11 protein-coding genes are annotated in these 16,963 nt (G+C 33.2%); 10 read left to right on the forward strand and 1 reads right to left on the reverse strand.

Annotated elements, in window-relative coordinates; all coding sequences use genetic code 11:
* Positions 1-8: 8 nt before the first annotated feature.
* Positions 9-1,142 (forward strand): serine hydrolase domain-containing protein, encoded by a 1,134-nt coding sequence (locus ACOOWA_RS02020; RefSeq protein WP_421372889.1) that lies wholly within the window; start codon positions 9-11, stop codon positions 1,140-1,142.
* A 114-nt stretch (positions 1,143-1,256) separates the two neighbouring features.
* Here the strand turns inward: ACOOWA_RS02020 and ACOOWA_RS02025 are convergent, their stop codons facing one another.
* A complete protein-coding gene (locus ACOOWA_RS02025) occupies positions 1,257-2,564 on the reverse strand; it encodes a DUF4113 domain-containing protein (protein WP_421372890.1) in 1,308 nt (435 codons plus the stop codon).
* Positions 2,565-2,801: 237 nt separating this feature from the next.
* Here ACOOWA_RS02025 and ACOOWA_RS02030 point away from each other — a divergent pair, with 237 nt between their 5' ends.
* The 9 genes from ACOOWA_RS02030 (at position 2,802) to ACOOWA_RS02070 (ending at position 16,962) form a co-directional block, all read left to right on the forward strand.
* Positions 2,802-3,302, forward strand: a complete 501-nt coding sequence (locus ACOOWA_RS02030; protein WP_421372892.1) for a M15 family metallopeptidase — start codon at positions 2,802-2,804, stop codon at positions 3,300-3,302.
* 84 nt (positions 3,303-3,386) lie between these two features.
* Positions 3,387-4,424, forward strand: a complete 1,038-nt coding sequence (locus ACOOWA_RS02035) for a patatin-like phospholipase family protein (RefSeq protein WP_421372893.1) — start codon at positions 3,387-3,389, stop codon at positions 4,422-4,424.
* Between the two features lie 509 nt (positions 4,425-4,933).
* Positions 4,934-5,530: a DUF2589 domain-containing protein gene (locus ACOOWA_RS02040; protein WP_421372894.1), complete on the forward strand. Its 597-nt coding sequence runs from the start codon at positions 4,934-4,936 to the stop codon at positions 5,528-5,530.
* Positions 5,531-5,608: 78 nt separating this feature from the next.
* Entirely contained in the window at positions 5,609-6,355 is a 747-nt protein-coding gene (locus ACOOWA_RS02045) for a hypothetical protein (RefSeq protein WP_421372896.1), read from the forward strand.
* 1 nt (position 6,356) lies between these two features.
* Positions 6,357-6,911: a hypothetical protein gene (locus ACOOWA_RS02050; protein ID WP_421372897.1), complete on the forward strand. Its 555-nt coding sequence runs from the start codon at positions 6,357-6,359 to the stop codon at positions 6,909-6,911.
* 208 nt (positions 6,912-7,119) lie between these two features.
* Positions 7,120-7,290, forward strand: coding sequence for a hypothetical protein (locus tag ACOOWA_RS02055; RefSeq protein ID WP_421372898.1), 171 nt, complete (start codon positions 7,120-7,122; stop codon positions 7,288-7,290).
* Between the two features lie 311 nt (positions 7,291-7,601).
* Positions 7,602-10,001, forward strand: coding sequence for a hypothetical protein (locus ACOOWA_RS02060; RefSeq protein WP_421372899.1), 2,400 nt, complete (start codon positions 7,602-7,604; stop codon positions 9,999-10,001).
* A gap of 178 nt (positions 10,002-10,179) precedes the next feature.
* Positions 10,180-14,211 (forward strand): hypothetical protein, encoded by a 4,032-nt coding sequence (locus ACOOWA_RS02065; protein ID WP_421372901.1) that lies wholly within the window; start codon positions 10,180-10,182, stop codon positions 14,209-14,211.
* 132 nt (positions 14,212-14,343) lie between these two features.
* Positions 14,344-16,962 carry a hypothetical protein gene (locus ACOOWA_RS02070; protein WP_421372902.1) on the forward strand — a complete coding sequence of 873 codons (2,619 nt, stop codon included), beginning with the start codon at positions 14,344-14,346 and terminating at the stop codon, positions 16,960-16,962.
* The last annotated feature ends 1 nt before the right edge of the window (position 16,963 follow it).

A 16,963-nucleotide genomic window follows, 5' to 3' on the forward strand; every position in this document is an offset into this window, starting at 1 on the left:
AAATTCTTATGATTATTCTTTTTTACATCACTCTATTTCTGGTAATCACCGTAATTTTATTCTATATCTTCGGATACGCTTACCTTTTCAACGGAATTTCTAAAACCTATCTGCGTGGGAAATTGAGTGCCAATATCGATGATGGAAAATTGTTTACAAGCAATATCATTCATACAACTAAACCTGTTCTTTGGGATGAAGACCCTGATTATAATAAAAAAGATTTACCAAAAAACATTGTTGATGATTTAATTCATTCCAATACGGCTTCATTTCTGGTAATAAAAGATGGAAAACTATTGCACGAACAATACTGGAACGGCTATAGCGAGCTTTCAAAAACAAACTCGTTTTCAATGGCAAAAGCAGTAACCGTAATGCTTTTAGGGAAAGCTTTGGAAGAGGGAAAAATTAAAAACATTGACGATAAGTTCTCTGAATTGTACGAAGAGTTTAAAAATAAACCTTTCGGAAAAGATTTAACTTTAAAACATCTTGCTCAAATGGAATCGGGTTTAAATTGGGACGAAAATTATAAAAATCCTTTTCTTCCAAATGCTCGAGCGTACTATGGAAAAAACCTGATGAAAGCTACATTTTCGAGGCCATTTAAAGAAAAACCGGGCGAAAGATTTGAATATCAAAGCGGCTCTACTCAACTGTTGGGATTTGCTGTAAAAAAAGCAGTTCATCAATCTCTATCAGGTTATTTATCTGAAAAATTCTGGATTCCGATGGGAATGGAACAAAATGCAGAATGGAGTGTCGACGAAAACGGAATGGAAAAAACCTATTGCTGTATTCACTCCAATTCAAGAGATTTTGCAAAACTCGGACAGCTCTTTCTGGATGACGGAAAAGTGGGAGACGAACAAGTCTTAAACTCAGATTTCATTGAAAAAATGCGAACTCCAACCGAAAAATCCGCAGAAATTTACGGAATGGGACTTTGGATTAATCATGATAATCCTATCAAACATTATTATTTTCTCGGACTTCAGGGACAATATATCATTATGATTCCTGAGCATAAAATGGTTATTGTAAGAACCGGAAGCTACAATAATCTTCCAAAAACAGACCGGGGAAGACCAGATCAGGTGAAATTTTTGGTGAATGAGACGGTGAAATTATTTGCCTGAGGTTTAAGCTAAGATTAAAATGAAAATACTTTGAATCAATAAGTTTAACAAAGTAATGATGATAAAGAGAAATAATGATTTTTAAATATTTCTCTAAAACCGTAAACTAAATCTTTAGTGGAATCTGAAATTAGCTTCAGGAAACGTATTATTTTTTAGAAAAGCCTCATATTCAGGTGACATTTGCGCACGTCCCCAAGTATTTTCTCCGCTCATGCTTCCGAGACGTACTTTATCTTTTCCGTATTTTTTATTCATTGCATCCATCGCTTTCATAACCGGTAAGTGCTGATTTTGAATATCTTCTTCAAACAGATTAATCAGTCTTTGATCTTCAGGAACAAAATCATTGACAATAACTCCTGCTTTTTTATAATGAAAACCTTCCTCAAAAATAGATTCAAACAAATCATTCACCACTCTTCCAATAAGAATTGATGAGTTTGTAGGATTTGGCAGAACAAGCGTTTTGGAGTTTTTATATTCCGGTAAATCTTTTCTAAATCGATTGGTCTGCACAAAAACAGTTATCATTTTACAACATGTATTTTGTTTTCTCAGTCTTTCGGAGCAGTACATTCCAAAAGTTTCTACCCGTTCACGAACCTCATCTTTTTTAGTAAGCATTTGCATAAAACTTCTCGTAACTGCAATAGATTTTTTAGGGGAAGGTGTATCTAACTCCAATTGGCGAATACCTTTTAATTCATTAATCATTCTTACACCGTGAATTCCCATCACTTTCCGAACCCACATTTCTGGTTTTTGCAGTAAATCCCATGCTTTATGAACGCCGTTATCGTGCATTTTTGCAGCAAGTCGTCTTCCGATTCCCCAAACATCTCCTATGTTGAGCCATTTTAAAGCTTTTTCAATTTTTTCGGGAGTATCTAAAGCAAAAACACCGTTAAATCTTTCGGGGTCTTTTTTTACAATTCTGTTTGCAATTTTGCATAGCGTCTTCGTGGGCGCAATTCCGATACTTACCGGAATATTGGCTTTGGATTTAATTTCTTCTTTAAGCTTAATGCAATAATCAAAAATATTTACATATTTAAAGCTTGTTAAATCTAAAAAAAGTTCATCAATGCTGTAAACTTCATAATCTTTTTCTCCCACATAAGATTTTGAAATTCTGATAACCTCCTGGCTTTTAAAATTATACAATTCAAATTTCGCCGAGAAGCTTTTTACATGATGCTTTTTAAATAATTCTTTATACTTAAAAGCAGGAGCCGCCATTGGAATTCCTAAGTCTTTCGCTTCTTTACTTCTCGACACCACACAACCATCGTTGTTGGAAAGCACAACAACAGGCTGATTTTCAAGTTTCGGGTCGAGCGTTCTCTCACACGAAACAAAGAAATTATTGCAATCGACTAAAGCATACATAATGTAAAAAATAGCTGTTTGAAAGTACAAATCTATAACTTTTAAAATATAAACTATATTAAATTAAAATTTTAACACGGAGTTTATTTTACTGATATACAATATTTTAAATCAGTAAAAACACGTCACGTTTTGTCGTAATAATCTATTAATCGGTGTTTGCAGAACATTTTATTTCATATTAAAAAAAATGATATTTTTTTATTCTCAACACGTCAAGTTTTGTCGTATCTCAAAGCTATATTTGTTTTATAAAAATTTATAATTATGGACAAAGTAACACTGCAAAGAATTGAAAAATTACATCCTTTTGTAAGAGAAGAAGTAAAGCAGATTATAAAAGAATGCGATGAAGCATTAACCGGAAAAGCCAAAATCAGAATTACTCAGGGGTTGCGAAGTTTTGAGGAGCAGGAAAAACTTTATGCGATCGGAAAAATTACGTCAGGAAAAAAAGTGACGAACGCAAAAGCCGGACAAAGCATTCACAATTATGGTTTGGCGGTCGATATGTGTTTAATTATTGACGGAAAAACTGCAAGTTGGGACACTGCCAAAGACTGGGATAATGATGGGGTAGCCGACTGGTATGAATGTGTAAAAATTTTCGCAAAATATGGTTGGGATTGGGGTGGAAACTGGAAATCATTTAAAGATCTTCCCCACTTCGAAAAGAAAAATTTTCCATCTAAAAAAGGTCTGGTGAAAACGAGTTGGAGAGCACTTTCTAAGCTGAAAAGGGATGAGGATGGATATGTGGTTTTTTAAAAAAAATTAACTAAAATAATTTAACACGTCAAGTTCTGTCGCTTCCCGCTCCTATCTTTACTCTACCAAAATAAAGGTAGAAAAATGAAAAAAACAACCCTACTTTCTTTAGACGGAGGCGGAATAAGAGGTATTATTACCTGTATTATTTTACGCTACATAGAAGAGCAACTGCAGATTCATGATAAACCGAGCGCAAAACTGGGAGATTATTTTGATCTGGTTGCAGGAAGCAGCACAGGAGCACTGATTGCAGCGATTATTTTGTGTCCCGATGAACAGCGAAAAGCAAAATATTCTATCCAAAAAGGTCTGGAATTGTATTCTGAAAAAGGAGGCGATATTTTTCAGGTTTCTTTTTGGGAAAAATTGGTGAATCCGTTTGGATTGCTGAATGAAAAAATTTCTCAGGAAGCTTTAGAAAAAAACCTCAATGACTTTTTTGGAAAGCTAGAATTAAAAGAACTAATAAAGCCTTGCTTAATAACAAGTTACGACATAGAAAACCGAAGAGCAAAATTGTTCAACTCATGGAAAGCCAATTTGAGCACAGATAATTTTTACGTAAAAGATGTTTGCAGAGCAACTTCAGCAGCACCAACTTATTTTACGCCGGTTCAGATTAAATCGATGTACGGACAAATTTTCAGCTTAATTGATGGGGGGATGTTTGCTAATAATCCTGCACTTTGTGCGTATGCGGAAGCCAGAAAGATTCCTTTTGCAGAAGTTTTGAAAAATCATCAAAAAGCCAATCATCCAACCGTAAACGATATGATTATCCTTTCTATCGGAACCGGACTTGAATCTAAATCTTATTCATTCAAAAAAATGGAAAAAGCCGGAAAAATCGGTTGGGTAACTCCAATTATTGATATTCTGATGTCGGCAAATGCAGAGACGGTAGATTATCAGCTTTGTCAAATGTTTCAGACCTTGGGAACAAGAAATCAGAAAAATTATTACAGAATCAATCCTTCTTTAAAAAACGCTTCTCCTGCGATGGATAATGTGAGACGATCAAATATTGAAAATCTGATTCAGGCAGGATTGAGTTATATTGATGATAACAGGGAAACTCTAAATCAAATTGTTCAAAAACTGATTAAGAATAAAATATAAGCTTTTTCACTTATAAAAAGCAGATATAAGCTAATTTGATTATATATGAATAAATTTAAATCAGCAAAAAAATGCGTCGAGTTTTGTCGCTTATGAGAATTACTTTTGTAGTATAAATAACCCCGTAAAAACAAATAACTTTAAAAAAATATAAATGAAAATAATTTTTAATACGACACGTTTTGTCGCTTCCCGAAACGATCTTTGAAAAGAAGAAAAACAGATAAAAAAAACACAAATATTTTGAAATTTAAAAATGAAAAAAATTATTACACGTCGAGTTTTGTCGCCCATCGACATTATCTTTGAAATAACAAAAAATCATTCAAGAAAATATCTAATGTTTTCTTTCTAAACCTTAATAAATATCCTTTTATTTTCATAACCATCAATAATTCAGTTTTTAAAAAATACTGAAACAGGATACTTATTTTCAAAATCTCAAATATTAGTTTGCGCACTACTATATATTATTAACCAATTTTTTAACCTTTAAATTTTTTAAAATTATGTCATTAGTATCAGAATTAAACAGTTTAGATTTCAGTGTTTACATCGGAGGTCCGTTACAAGCAGCTGTAAAAGCACAGCACGATGCTTCAATTTCACAGGTAAACTTCATCAAAGAAGTAGGATTCATCCCTGCTGTAGCAGCTTCTACAGGTGTTACAGCTGCACCTGCTCAATTGAGGTATGTTGATTTTAATTATCAAAAATCAGTTCCAAATCTTGATCCAGCTACAAGTGGTGCTTCACCTACCAAAGATGTAAATGTTTCTTTGAAAGTTCCTTTCCTTACAATGCTTACAATTCCGGCTTTAAGGATTGATGAAGTAACCATTGATTTTAATGCTAAATTAAACTCGGTAGAAACTCAGGCTGTTTCAAGTGAATTTGCGGGAAGTGCTTCTGTAAGCGGAAAGATCTGGAAGATTAAATTCAATGCATCTGCTTCTTACAAGAAGACCAACTCTAGTACATCTACCACAGAAAAATCTTACACTTTAGGTGTTCATGTAAGAGCTGTAAATGATGAATTACCAGCTGGTCTTGCAAGAATTCTGGATATGTTGGAAGACAGTATTGGCAGCACCACTACTCCTTAAATTTATCCTTTTTTTTGGATGGTTGTTTCGGCAGCCATCCTTTTCAACCTTTTTTATTAATTATTAAAACGTTTTATCATGCCAAAATTGAATGAATATTTAGGAGGTCTTGTTTCCGAGATCGTTTCTGCCAGAAAAATGGCAGATTTACAAACAGTACAAACAGCAAAAGAATATGCAGAAGATGAATTATTAAAGCATTTTTCTGTTCCGAGAATGAAAGTCAGCAGTGTAGATCTTACCGTACCTTTTGCTCATGCAGGACTTGCTGCAAAAATGAGTTTTAAAGAATTTGTTTATGATGAAATTACATCGGTCGCAAAAACAGATTATGATCCTTCAGATACAAAAAGTGATCAAAGTTTAAGAGATTTCTTATCCGATTTAGAAATGGATTATAACAAAATCATATTGAGAAGTAAAATCACTGCAGCAGAAAACCAAGTGAAAGCAGAAGAATTGGGGATAAAAAGATCGGAAATACAGGCAGCAGCTTATGATTACCCTATCAAAAAAGGGATTTTTGCTGATTTTTCGAAAAACATTATTTCTTTTTATGAATCGTTGGGCAATGCAAGTTGGAATCAGACAGATTTTGAGCTACTTTCTCTGAGCATTCAAAACAGAATGATAAAAGAATATCAAAATACCATTAAAGAAGTAGCCACTCAAACAAGTGAAGTGGTTGTAGAAGCAAGTCAGCTGATGAAAATAGATCCTAAATATCTGATATATGCTAAAATGAACATCACAGAATCAGGAATGGAATGGTCAAGATATGAAGACATTAACGGAAACCCGGTACAAACACTAATCCCTGAATAATATGAAAAAATCACAATTTATTTTAGTAAATCAATTAAAAGAAAAACTGCAGGATTTCCGGATGATCGTTACTTCACTGGAAACAAAAGAACCATCTTTTCTTGAAAAAATATTTTCCTGGCTAAAATCAACTGAGGACATTTTTTCTACCAATAATATTAGTGAAGTTTCAGAAATTGCAGGTCTCAGAAGTAAAATCCTTACTGCAAAATTCAGTGATGAAAGAGGTTCTAACATAAGAAAGAATCAAATAAAAGTTGCCGCAGGCATTCTTTACAACGCACAAAATACGGTATTGAATATTTTAATGCCATATGAACAAAAAATCAATGATTGTAAAGAAATTACAAAACAATTATTGGCTTTAACGGCACAAACAGAAATCCAGAAATATAATAAGAACATCAAATTTGAAGATTATGTGACCATTGTGTGGCATTATATTATCTCCGATAATAATCTGAAAGTCGGAGCAGTGAAGTTGAAATCAATCCTTTCGGAAATGGATATTTTAATGGTAATTGCAGATGAAATTGATCTTGAAGAATTTTCTTAAACCTCAAAAAAATAACTCAAAAAACTTGAGTTATTTTTTTTTAACGCGTCATGTTTTGTCGCTTCTCAATGCTATCTTTAAAGTATAAATAAAGACACAAAAAAACAATCCTTAAACCTTCTTAAAACCTTTGAATTCACCATTTACAAATACTGTACAGCCAGAAATATGTGTAAAATTTACTAACATTTTAAAACTCAAAAACTACATGGAATCAACAAATCACAACACAGACCCCGTCTTCGACAATGATATTTATACCATCAGCTGGAGCGATATTGAAAACACAGAAATAGATTACGAAAATTACCTCGATGATATTGAAAATTTCTTCAGAGAAGATTTTGAAAACGACATTCTTGATGAAGATATTTTTTAGATAAAACTTTGCACACGTCAATTTTTGTCGCTTCTCACCATTACTTTAGTAATATAAATAAAACACAAAAAAGCAATCATTTAAATTCACGCAAGAGCCTTTGAATTCACCATTCGCAAATGTTGAACAGCCAGAAATATGTTCAAAAACCAACAACTAAAAACACTAGAAATGATCTCAAATATTAAAAATAAAGGTGGATATCCTTAGCCGGAAACCACCTTAAAAAATATGGCTAAACCCTGAAGTAACTCTAATAAAAAGAGACTTCAAAATTTTAATCTTAAAAACCTTAAAAAAAATAATAAAATATGGAAGAAAATGAAAAGTTTGATTCTGATTTTAGCACAGAAGATGTTCCAATATCCGATGGGTTTTGGAATTACATGGAGAATTATTGGCACAATAACCGAGAGTTTCCGGAGAGTACACAATCTTCTCTAAACAAAAAAGCTGATTTGGTAGATGGAAAAGTACCTTCATCACAACTTCCGAGCTATGTAGATGATGTGGTAGAATTTGAGTCTTTTGAAAATTTACCGAATCCTGGTGAAAAAGGTAAAATATATTTGGTTACAAGTAATAATGCTCAGTTTAGATGGGGTGGCTCGGAATATATTAAACTGAATTCTAGCGAAAACCTGATGACGACCGATACTACACAAGGTGTATATGGAGTTAAAGAATTTTATACAAATGGAGGAAGTTCCTACTCAAATACTGCAATAAGATTAGGTGGTGATGGGGGTAATAATGCTGTTTTAGGGTTTAATAAGTTTGGGGCTGGGGTTGGTACTATTCAATTTAATGGTGCTGATTTTTTCTTCACTAATCAAGACATAAGTGCAAAAGCAAATTTGATAAGTAGTGGATTTATAAAAGATAATTCTGACAATAATAAAGTACTTCTTGGTGGCGGTGGAGATAAATTAATTTCTGATTTTGTAGCCAGTAAAATTATCAATGGTTCGTATAATGCAAATAATCTATCAACAAACTCAATAACTTATGGTTATAGTGTAGCTAATGCTCCAACTTCTGCAAGTTCTCATAGTTTTACAACTTTAAATTTAGATACTGCGGACTCTAATTATAAAATGCAATTAGGATTTGATGCTGATACTAATGAAATGTTTAGCCGAATCAAATTTGCTGGCAATTGGAATGACTGGATTAAGTATGCTACTACATCACAGTTAGGCAGTTATGTATCAAAAGCTGGTGATACAATGACAGGGGATTTAATTGTTCCAAATGTAAATTTAACAAGCGGTTCGTTAGCTTCATCTAATTTAACAGGTTATCAGATACTTGCAAGTGGTGGAAATACATTATATGTTGGTAATACTAATGGTTTAAAGGATATTAGACTCGAATCTGAAAATGATATTTACTACTTTAAAACTGGTGTAGGAAATGCTGTTGTTTGGACGGGTCATAATTTTAATCCAACTGATTATGTAAATAAGTCAGGTGATACAATAACTGATACACTTATCATCAATTCCCCTGATTCAATTGGTTCAAATAATTTAGGCACACTACCACAAAACACTAAATTGTTTTTAGCTAACGGAAATGGAATTGCTGCAAATTATGGTACAGTTTTTTGGTCAGAAGGAACTGGTGGTGGCTATATTCAACAACAAAGAGCAGATGGTCAGCAGACAGCCTACCCACTAAATTTACAACCTTATGGGGGAGATTTATTTTATGGTAATAATGAAGTAGCTACTGTAAATCAATTAAATAATAAAGTAAATAATGAAGATAGCGTACGAGGATTAGCTTTCGACTCAGGTTCTGCAACAGGCGTTCCTTATTTCATCCATATTAATGGAACTTATGTACCTATAGCTACTCAAACGTGGATAAATAATAACTATCCTAATTATTTATTCTTAGCACAGAATTATGCTTTAAGAACAGGTTCTAATGCTACAGACACTTGGGTTAACTCTGCTCTTGGACTCACCAATAATCCATATATTCCAAATAAAATAAAAGATGCTTCAGGTAATGATTCTTATTTACAGGATGCTACTTATGGCTCTGTAATGGGAATGGTTAATACTGCTAATGTAGTTAATGGAAATCCTAGAGACAATTGGTTTCATAGAGTCAAAATGCTTCATAATAACTCTTCTGGATATTATACTGAAATAGGAGTTCAGATGACAGCTGGAAATTCCATGTGGTATAAAAGATATGAAGATGGAACAGATTATGGATGGATTCAGGTTTGGGATAAGCAAAATCTAACTCAAGCAGCTTTAAATTCATTTGATGAAGCTTACGGTTGGGGTAATCATGCATTAGCAGGATATTTAACTTCTTTAAGTTTAAATGGTTACGCAACTCAATCTTGGGTACAGTCTCAAAACTACATCACTCCAGATTTTGTTGAAGAAAGACTTAATATACTTTCTGATGAAATTACAAATCCGGACTCCCATTTTTCTATCAGAAATAAATTCACAACCATAATTATTACCGAAGAATATAATGGTGAACCTTTGCAATTGGATGACGAATTAATTCCAGAAAGCTACATAAGTATCATCAACCTAAGTAAAAAGATTATTGATTTAAAAAGATTTGAGCCAACAGTCGATAGAATATCAGAACAGGAAACTACAGAATATTATATAAACAAAGAGCACAGATTAATTAAAAAAGGGTCTTACAAAAGTGCGCAGGTTTTAATCTAAATATCTTTTTACGTCAATATCTGTCGTATCGCCCAATTAATATTGCACTTCAATAATACTTTGCGCAAATAATTGGTGAGCATCACATAGTTTGGTACCAAAACAAACTACAACTAGGAAATATTCTCTTAAAAGAATTTTCCAAAATTTTAATCTTAAAAACCAAAACAATTTTAAAATGTCAACAAATTTAAACAACAACAATTCTTCGCAGACTCTATTCAGATTTGCGGCAATGAGAAACCCTGAATTATCTGATCCTAAAAATAAAAATAAAAGATTTGTCTTCAGAAGTCAACAGGCAAAAAGCTCAAGTAAAATTGATCCATTAGTAAATTCTAATACAACTTTACAAGCTTTATTTAAAAATCCTTCAGCAATTAATGGTTTTAGCGTATATTCTGAAGACTCATTAAAAAATCTTTATTCTAATTTTTATGATTTTGCAATCTGGGTTGCAAGAAACAAATCAACCGCTACTAAAGAGGAGTTTGACAAACAAATTGAGCTTTGCAAAACTTTCGGTGCTTTAACAGTTACTGATGTTCTTTGGGATAACCTTATTTATCAGGTAGTCACTCAAAAAGATTTTTATGCAAAAGAACTGATCATGCAGTATCTGCATTTAGCACATATTCTTGAAAACTATGATTCTTCAGAAGAATCATATCAGGATATGATCAAGGCTAAAGTAGTTTTACCTAAGGAATTATTTAAAGTTTCTCAATCAAACGCTCTTCAAACAGGTATTTCAACAACTCAGAGAACAGTTTATAATGATAAGGCAATGAAGTTTGCTGAAGCTACGATTAATCTGAAAGAAAATCAGGATCTGGCGAATTCTTTATCAAAGTTGGAAAAAACCTATAAAAAGAATTACGACGAAGCTTATAAATCTGCTTACGCCACACATGAAAGAGAAGTAAAACCAGTTATTCAATCTCTTCGAAGAGATGCTGCTGGAGCAGATCGAAAAAAAGAGATTTTAGAAAACAGAATCAATTATCTTACCCAATTAAGTGTTGCAGATCCCGAAAAATTCTATGCAAATGCAGAGCTCGATATGGAGTTGCATCGTATTAAAGATGAGATCATGCATATTACTTTTCCAGAAACAGAAATTCCTGATTTTGAATTTATTTTTGAAGCTCCGGAAATTGATGCTGCAAAATTGGGCAGAACAATGAGTATTCAGGATCAAAATGCTTTAAATAAATTATTTGGAACCTCTACAGTTACAGAAGCTTTAACGGGAATCACCACTTTTGATGAATTAAATCAGGCTATTGTTACGAATAATCAGGTTTTACAGAATACTGTTTTAACAAATACCGTTATTAATCAGCAGGTTTCAACCACAGTTGGAGGTGTTGTTATTCCGGTTACTACCAATTCGTCTACATCAGGATATCTCCCTTTCAGTATTAAAACATATGCAAGAAGTGCAACGGAGTGGAGTCTGATATTAGCATTTAGTGATACTATAGATTTGGTTTCTGCACAATATAAAGCAAAAATAAACAATACGGAGATTTCCTCAACCAGCCTTTCTTCTTTAGGTGGGGGATCATATCTTTTATTTGATATGCCTAAGATTCTAGCTTCCCAAACCTACGTAGTTGAGCTTTTTGAGGTAGAAGGTAAATTTACATCAGCTAATGGTACTGTTTACAATTTTAATGTTACCTTATTTGTTGATCCTAACGATTTAGACAGAACAATAAAACAACCTCATTTCAGAGGAGCAGATGGTTGTATGCCGGTAGAACCACCTAAAGAAAACCCAGAAAATCCTACATATACTCTACCTGAAACAAATGCTTTTATTCCTTCAGGATTCGGAATGAAAAACATTGGAGTTGCAGATTATCTCAAAGTAGAACAAAGCACTTACTGTTATGTAGAAGGAGACGTAGCTCACATCGAAAACATTATGGCGCGTGAATACAAAGAGCGCTCTACTAGAAGGTTAAAAAGAAGCGAGTCTCAAACTACAAAATCATCAGAATCTGAAAAAGAAAAACTGACAGATACTACTTCTACAGAAAGACATGAAATGCAGAGCGAGATTTCCAAAATTATGCAGGAGTCTAAAGATTTTGCAGCACAAGCTGGATTTAGCGCAAGTTGGAAAATGGGGAATTCCGCCACTTTTGGTGCAAACGCAAATGCAAGTTATGCCACTCACAATTCTAAAGAAGAAAGCAACAGACAGGCAGTAACAGAAGCTAAAGATATCACAGCAAGAGCTTTAGATAGAATCGTAACCAAAGTAAAAGAAGAACGCATTGATAAAGTTTTAGAAGAATATGAAGAAAATAACAAACATGGTTTTGATAATACAAAAGGAAGTAATCATGTTGTAGGAGTTTATCGTTGGGTAGACAAGGTGGTAAAAAACCAAATCTACAATTATGGTAAACGAATGATGTTTGAGTTCATGATTCCTGAACCTGCTAAGCTTCATACTTTAGGAGTGAAAATGGTTGATAGTTCTACACAAATTGTCAAACCTATTGATCCCAGAGAATCTTCCACAAATAAAATGGAAAACTTCATGTCGTTAGATGGTTTTACTGGTGAAACAATTTTAAAGTTTTGGTCAGGTAAATATAATGTTGAAATTGATGAAAAATTAGAATCAACAATATATGTTGGTAAAGCAATAGATTACAACAGCACAGCTCCTAAAACCGCATCCTCAAAAAGTGACCTGATTATTATTCCTGATAATTATATTACAGAATCATATAAAGTTGAAAGAAGTCAATCAAATTCTGGAGATCAAAGCTGGGCAGCAAATGGAAATATCATTGTGGGGGGAAATCAATCTGCAAACTCGTTTTTAAAATTCGTTCGAGAGGTGCCAATCACTATTGCAACTACAAATGTTCATTTCTTCCATGTAACTGTTAATATTAAATGTGTATTGCAGGAAGAATATAAAAAAAGCTGGTTGCAAAAAGCATTCAACAAAATCATCGAAGCCTATGAAGTTGAATTAGAAAAATACAATCAAGCTTTATCAGAAGCAAAAGCTTTAGGTGTACAAATCAAAGGTTCAAACCCAGGCTTTTACAGAAAAATTGAGAATACAATTTTAAGAAAGAACTGTATTTCTTATATGATTGATCAGAATACCAATGCTGCACTTACTTTTGGCAAAGGAAAATATCACAATAATGGCTTTACTTCCGGAGATGAAACTTTCTTAAATACCGATATTAAAGTTAATTCTTCTTTAGATCAGTACGCCGCATTCGTTAAATTTATGGAACAGGCTTTCGAGTGGGATATTATGAGCTACTACTTCTATCCTTTTTACTGGGGAGACAGAAACAAATGGTCAGATATGTACCAATTTGATGACAATGATCCTACATTCAGAGCATTTATGCAGTCTGGTATGGCAAGAGTAATTGTTACCGTAAGACCCGGATTTGAAGAAGCAGTGAGACATTTCCTGGCAACCGGACAAATCTGGAACGGCGGTGAAGTTCCTGTAATCGACGATCCATTGTTCTTATCTATTGTAGACGAAATGCGTGCTGCAGTTGGTGAAAAACAAGGTGAACCGTGGAGAGAAAAAATTCCTACTTCGCTTACTATTCTTCAGGCAGATTCTATCGGCTTAAAAGTAGAAAAGGCATTGCCATGCAACTACGAACCTGGAGTGAAGTTTGACGATCAATTAGGTGAAATGTGCGGAAGCAATTTTGAACTGAACAACAATCAGCTTGGGCAGTCATCAGATAAATGGATGGAGATTAGTTTTAATGAAATGGATGATACTTCATTTACGACAATTCAGGATTTTAAGGATGCGGGAGTTTATCCAAAAACTTTCGAATGTTTGGGTAATTCATTTGAAATAGGTGATGAATTGACAGGATCTGATTCTTCAATAAAACTTTACAAGCGTATTGCCGAAGAAGTTTCACAAATTGAAGGTATAGAAGCCTATCCTACCGGAGAAAACGGAATTACCTTTAAAGTAAATGCAAGATTGATTAAAAATTTCGATTTTACAGAAGTAGGAGCAGATCCTGCAGAAAAAAAACTGATATTCTCTACCAATGCAGAGACTTATCTGAAAGTGACTTCTCCACAAGCAGTGTTCGGACAACCAAGAATTTTAGACAAAAACGGTCAGACTCTTTCTGATGAAGAATATACCAATCAAGCTCCTTTTTCTAAATTTTCAGTGTAACCTTTTAAACTTCAAATCATTAATCGGATAAAACCCGAGGTTATTGGGCAGCACTTTATTGTGCTGCCTTATATCCTAATGGATTTGAGTAAAAGATTTATGAAAAATTTTAATAACTAAAAACAAAGAAAAATGGAAAAATTTGATGACATATTTGGAGATTTATCACAGTACAAAATACTTTCTTTTGAGGAGGTAAGTAAGCGCTTTGAAGGTAATAAAAATCCTTTTTCAGAAGTAAGTGCACGCAAAACTCTTGAGGAAATTAATTATGAAAGAAAATTTGGAATTCAAGATAAATGTAAATCTACTGAAGGTAATTTCTACTCTGCAAATTTAGATTTAAATAATCTTTTAAATGATCTTAGTGATCGAGGGAACGAAAGATATTTCTTTTACTATCAAAATTACGCCTTGGTAAACCCTACTATTAACACAGGAATAAGTCCATCAACTCTAACGTCTACAAATACAACCTATACTCCGCCAAAGTACTTTGATTACACTAATGGTAATGAAGCAAAGTCGGCAGTAATTTCTGTCGAGCTTAATCACAGAGCGTGTTTTATAAGTTTGAAAAATGCGGGTAGTGTTTTTTATCTCAATCCCGAAAAAGAAGAAATGAAGTTTCAGTTAGAGTTTGTATATACAGACTATTTAGACAAAAGAGTTTTTAATGCTCGAACAGGTAAATATGAGTTAGATAAAAAATACAATGCAGTTGTTGTAAGCACGGAAAATATAACAGGTTTTATAGCGTTATCCGAAAAATTGAGAATAAATAACGATGCAAAAAACGAAATTATCACACTATTTACTGAAAAAGTATTAAACACAAAGAAACCTTCTGCTTTAAAATTCTTATATGAAAACATGCCGGATTTTGTTACGGAGGAAATTTTAAACAAGCTTGAGCAAAATATTGGAGAACCTACCGTTAAGATCGCAAAAGAAAAAACGGAAAAAGTAAAAATAGAAAATCCAGCACAAAATTTTCTTTGGAAACATTTAGAATTACTTTCAGATCATGATGACAAAGGATTCTTCAGCTGGACTAAAGATTCTAGCGGTGCTTTAATTAATCTTTTAAAAATTTTTAAGGATAGTAATTTTATTTTTGAGAGCTTCAAAAATAATCAAACCATGGTAAAACGTATTTTCAGTAATATGAACAATACCTCAGTTATAGACGGACAAGAAATTAGCAATAAAACAATCTTCTCCAATTTTATAAATGCTCTTTGTTTTCATAATGCTTTTGATGGATTAAGAATATTGAATAAAGAATTTGTCATCGGAAACGATTATGCATTTTCGTCAGGAAGTATTTTCCAGGAAGAGAAAGACAATCAGTTTTTCCTTCAACAGCTAAAGAAAGTAACCCGAAAAGAAACAGAAATTATTCCTGATGATTTACCTTCACAAGTAGAACGAATACAGGTAGAAAAAACTTCACTAGATCCTACAGAAAATGGGGATCTTTACCATCCAATGGATATTGTACATATTCGCCTTGATGGGGAAAAAGATTTCACTTTTCCTCTTGTAGCCGCAATTTGTATAAAAGCTCTCGCTGAAGAAAGAGAACAGCAGGAACTTGAAAAAAATATACGAATTGGATTAGATATTTTTATTATTGTAGTAGGAACTGCAACTATGCTTACAACTGGTAATCCTGCGGTTTTTGCTTTAGCTTTTGCAGATGTCGCTCTGGCTTCTGCTGATGGTGTAATTACCGCCAACCGTGAAGAAATTGCAGCAATGCCTGGTGGAACAGAATTTCTCGAGAAATGGGAAAAGGTATATTTTATCGGAGGAATTCTTTTAGCAACACCTGTTACAGTTAAATTCCTGTTTGCTCGAGCTGCAAATCTTTATCATGCAGCAGTAGTAATTAAAAATTTTAAGTACGTAAACTTTTTTAAATCCTGTATGATAAAAATAATGTTGGAGAGAAAAATTCTTACTTTTGCTGGAAACACTTTAAAATCAGGATCCAGTATTGAGATAAAAATTTTGGAGTACAACAGCCAAGCAATATCTAAAGCCACAGCTTTTGCTTTTGGAAGATACGAAAATCTTTTGCCTCTTTATGAAAAAGGAGCTGTTTTAGTTGAGATTGAAGGTAAGGAATATGCCTTGATATATAAAGGCGAAAAGCTGATACAAGGTACATCTGCTGATAAGTATATGCTGAAGTTTTTTCAGGAATTAAAGAAAACTATTAAAAATCCTGAAAAACTGAAGAGTCTTTTAGAAACCGCATATAAGGAAGCCCGGATCCAACAGCGAGTAAAGGAAATGGCAAAATGGATAGATGGAAATACCAAAAAGCCATATGGTAATCACGAATTAGAAACATTAGCACAGATGGAAGTTGAGCAAAGTGTTGTTTTGAGACCCACAAAATTAGGTGAAGCAGGGGATGCTATTGTGGAACAAGGAAAACAAATAGGAGAATCTTGGGACGCAATGGGGTTAACAAATAATCCTAAAGCAATAGTAACTTGGCAAAAATATTATGAGGAGCAGCTTCAGCGATTTTTTAATTCCATTGATGGTCATTTTGGCAAAATTACTCCAGATCCTGCAAAAGGTATTCCTGCATTGGACAAAGTAATTATTGATGGGAAACACTTTGATCTATTTAATCCTAATTTAAAAACTGAAGTAATTGAACACATAAAATCAAAATTTCCTCAATATTATGAAACAGAACATTTAGAACTTTTAAATTTTAAAAATAAATAAT

Origin of the sequence: Chryseobacterium sp. GP-SGM7, assembly GCF_049166575.1 — a bacterium.
Classification (GTDB): Bacteria; Bacteroidota; Bacteroidia; order Flavobacteriales; family Weeksellaceae; genus Chryseobacterium.

What these genes read in the sequence shown, in the direction of transcription:
- ACOOWA_RS02060 (WP_421372899.1), top strand. Translation starts at nt 7,602, where the DNA reads ATGGAAGAAAATGAAAAGTTTGATTCTGATTTTAGCACAGAAGATGTT.
- ACOOWA_RS02055 (WP_421372898.1), top strand. Translation starts at nt 7,120, where the DNA reads ATGGAATCAACAAATCACAACACAGACCCCGTCTTCGACAATGATATT.
- ACOOWA_RS02035 (WP_421372893.1), top strand. Translation starts at nt 3,387, where the DNA reads ATGAAAAAAACAACCCTACTTTCTTTAGACGGAGGCGGAATAAGAGGT.
- ACOOWA_RS02070 (WP_421372902.1), top strand. Translation starts at nt 14,344, where the DNA reads ATGGAAAAATTTGATGACATATTTGGAGATTTATCACAGTACAAAATA.
- ACOOWA_RS02065 (WP_421372901.1), top strand. Translation starts at nt 10,180, where the DNA reads ATGTCAACAAATTTAAACAACAACAATTCTTCGCAGACTCTATTCAGA.
- ACOOWA_RS02040 (WP_421372894.1), top strand. Translation starts at nt 4,934, where the DNA reads ATGTCATTAGTATCAGAATTAAACAGTTTAGATTTCAGTGTTTACATC.
- ACOOWA_RS02030 (WP_421372892.1), top strand. Translation starts at nt 2,802, where the DNA reads ATGGACAAAGTAACACTGCAAAGAATTGAAAAATTACATCCTTTTGTA.
- ACOOWA_RS02020 (WP_421372889.1), top strand. Translation starts at nt 9, where the DNA reads ATGATTATTCTTTTTTACATCACTCTATTTCTGGTAATCACCGTAATT.
- ACOOWA_RS02050 (WP_421372897.1), top strand. Translation starts at nt 6,357, where the DNA reads ATGAAAAAATCACAATTTATTTTAGTAAATCAATTAAAAGAAAAACTG.
- ACOOWA_RS02045 (WP_421372896.1), top strand. Translation starts at nt 5,609, where the DNA reads ATGCCAAAATTGAATGAATATTTAGGAGGTCTTGTTTCCGAGATCGTT.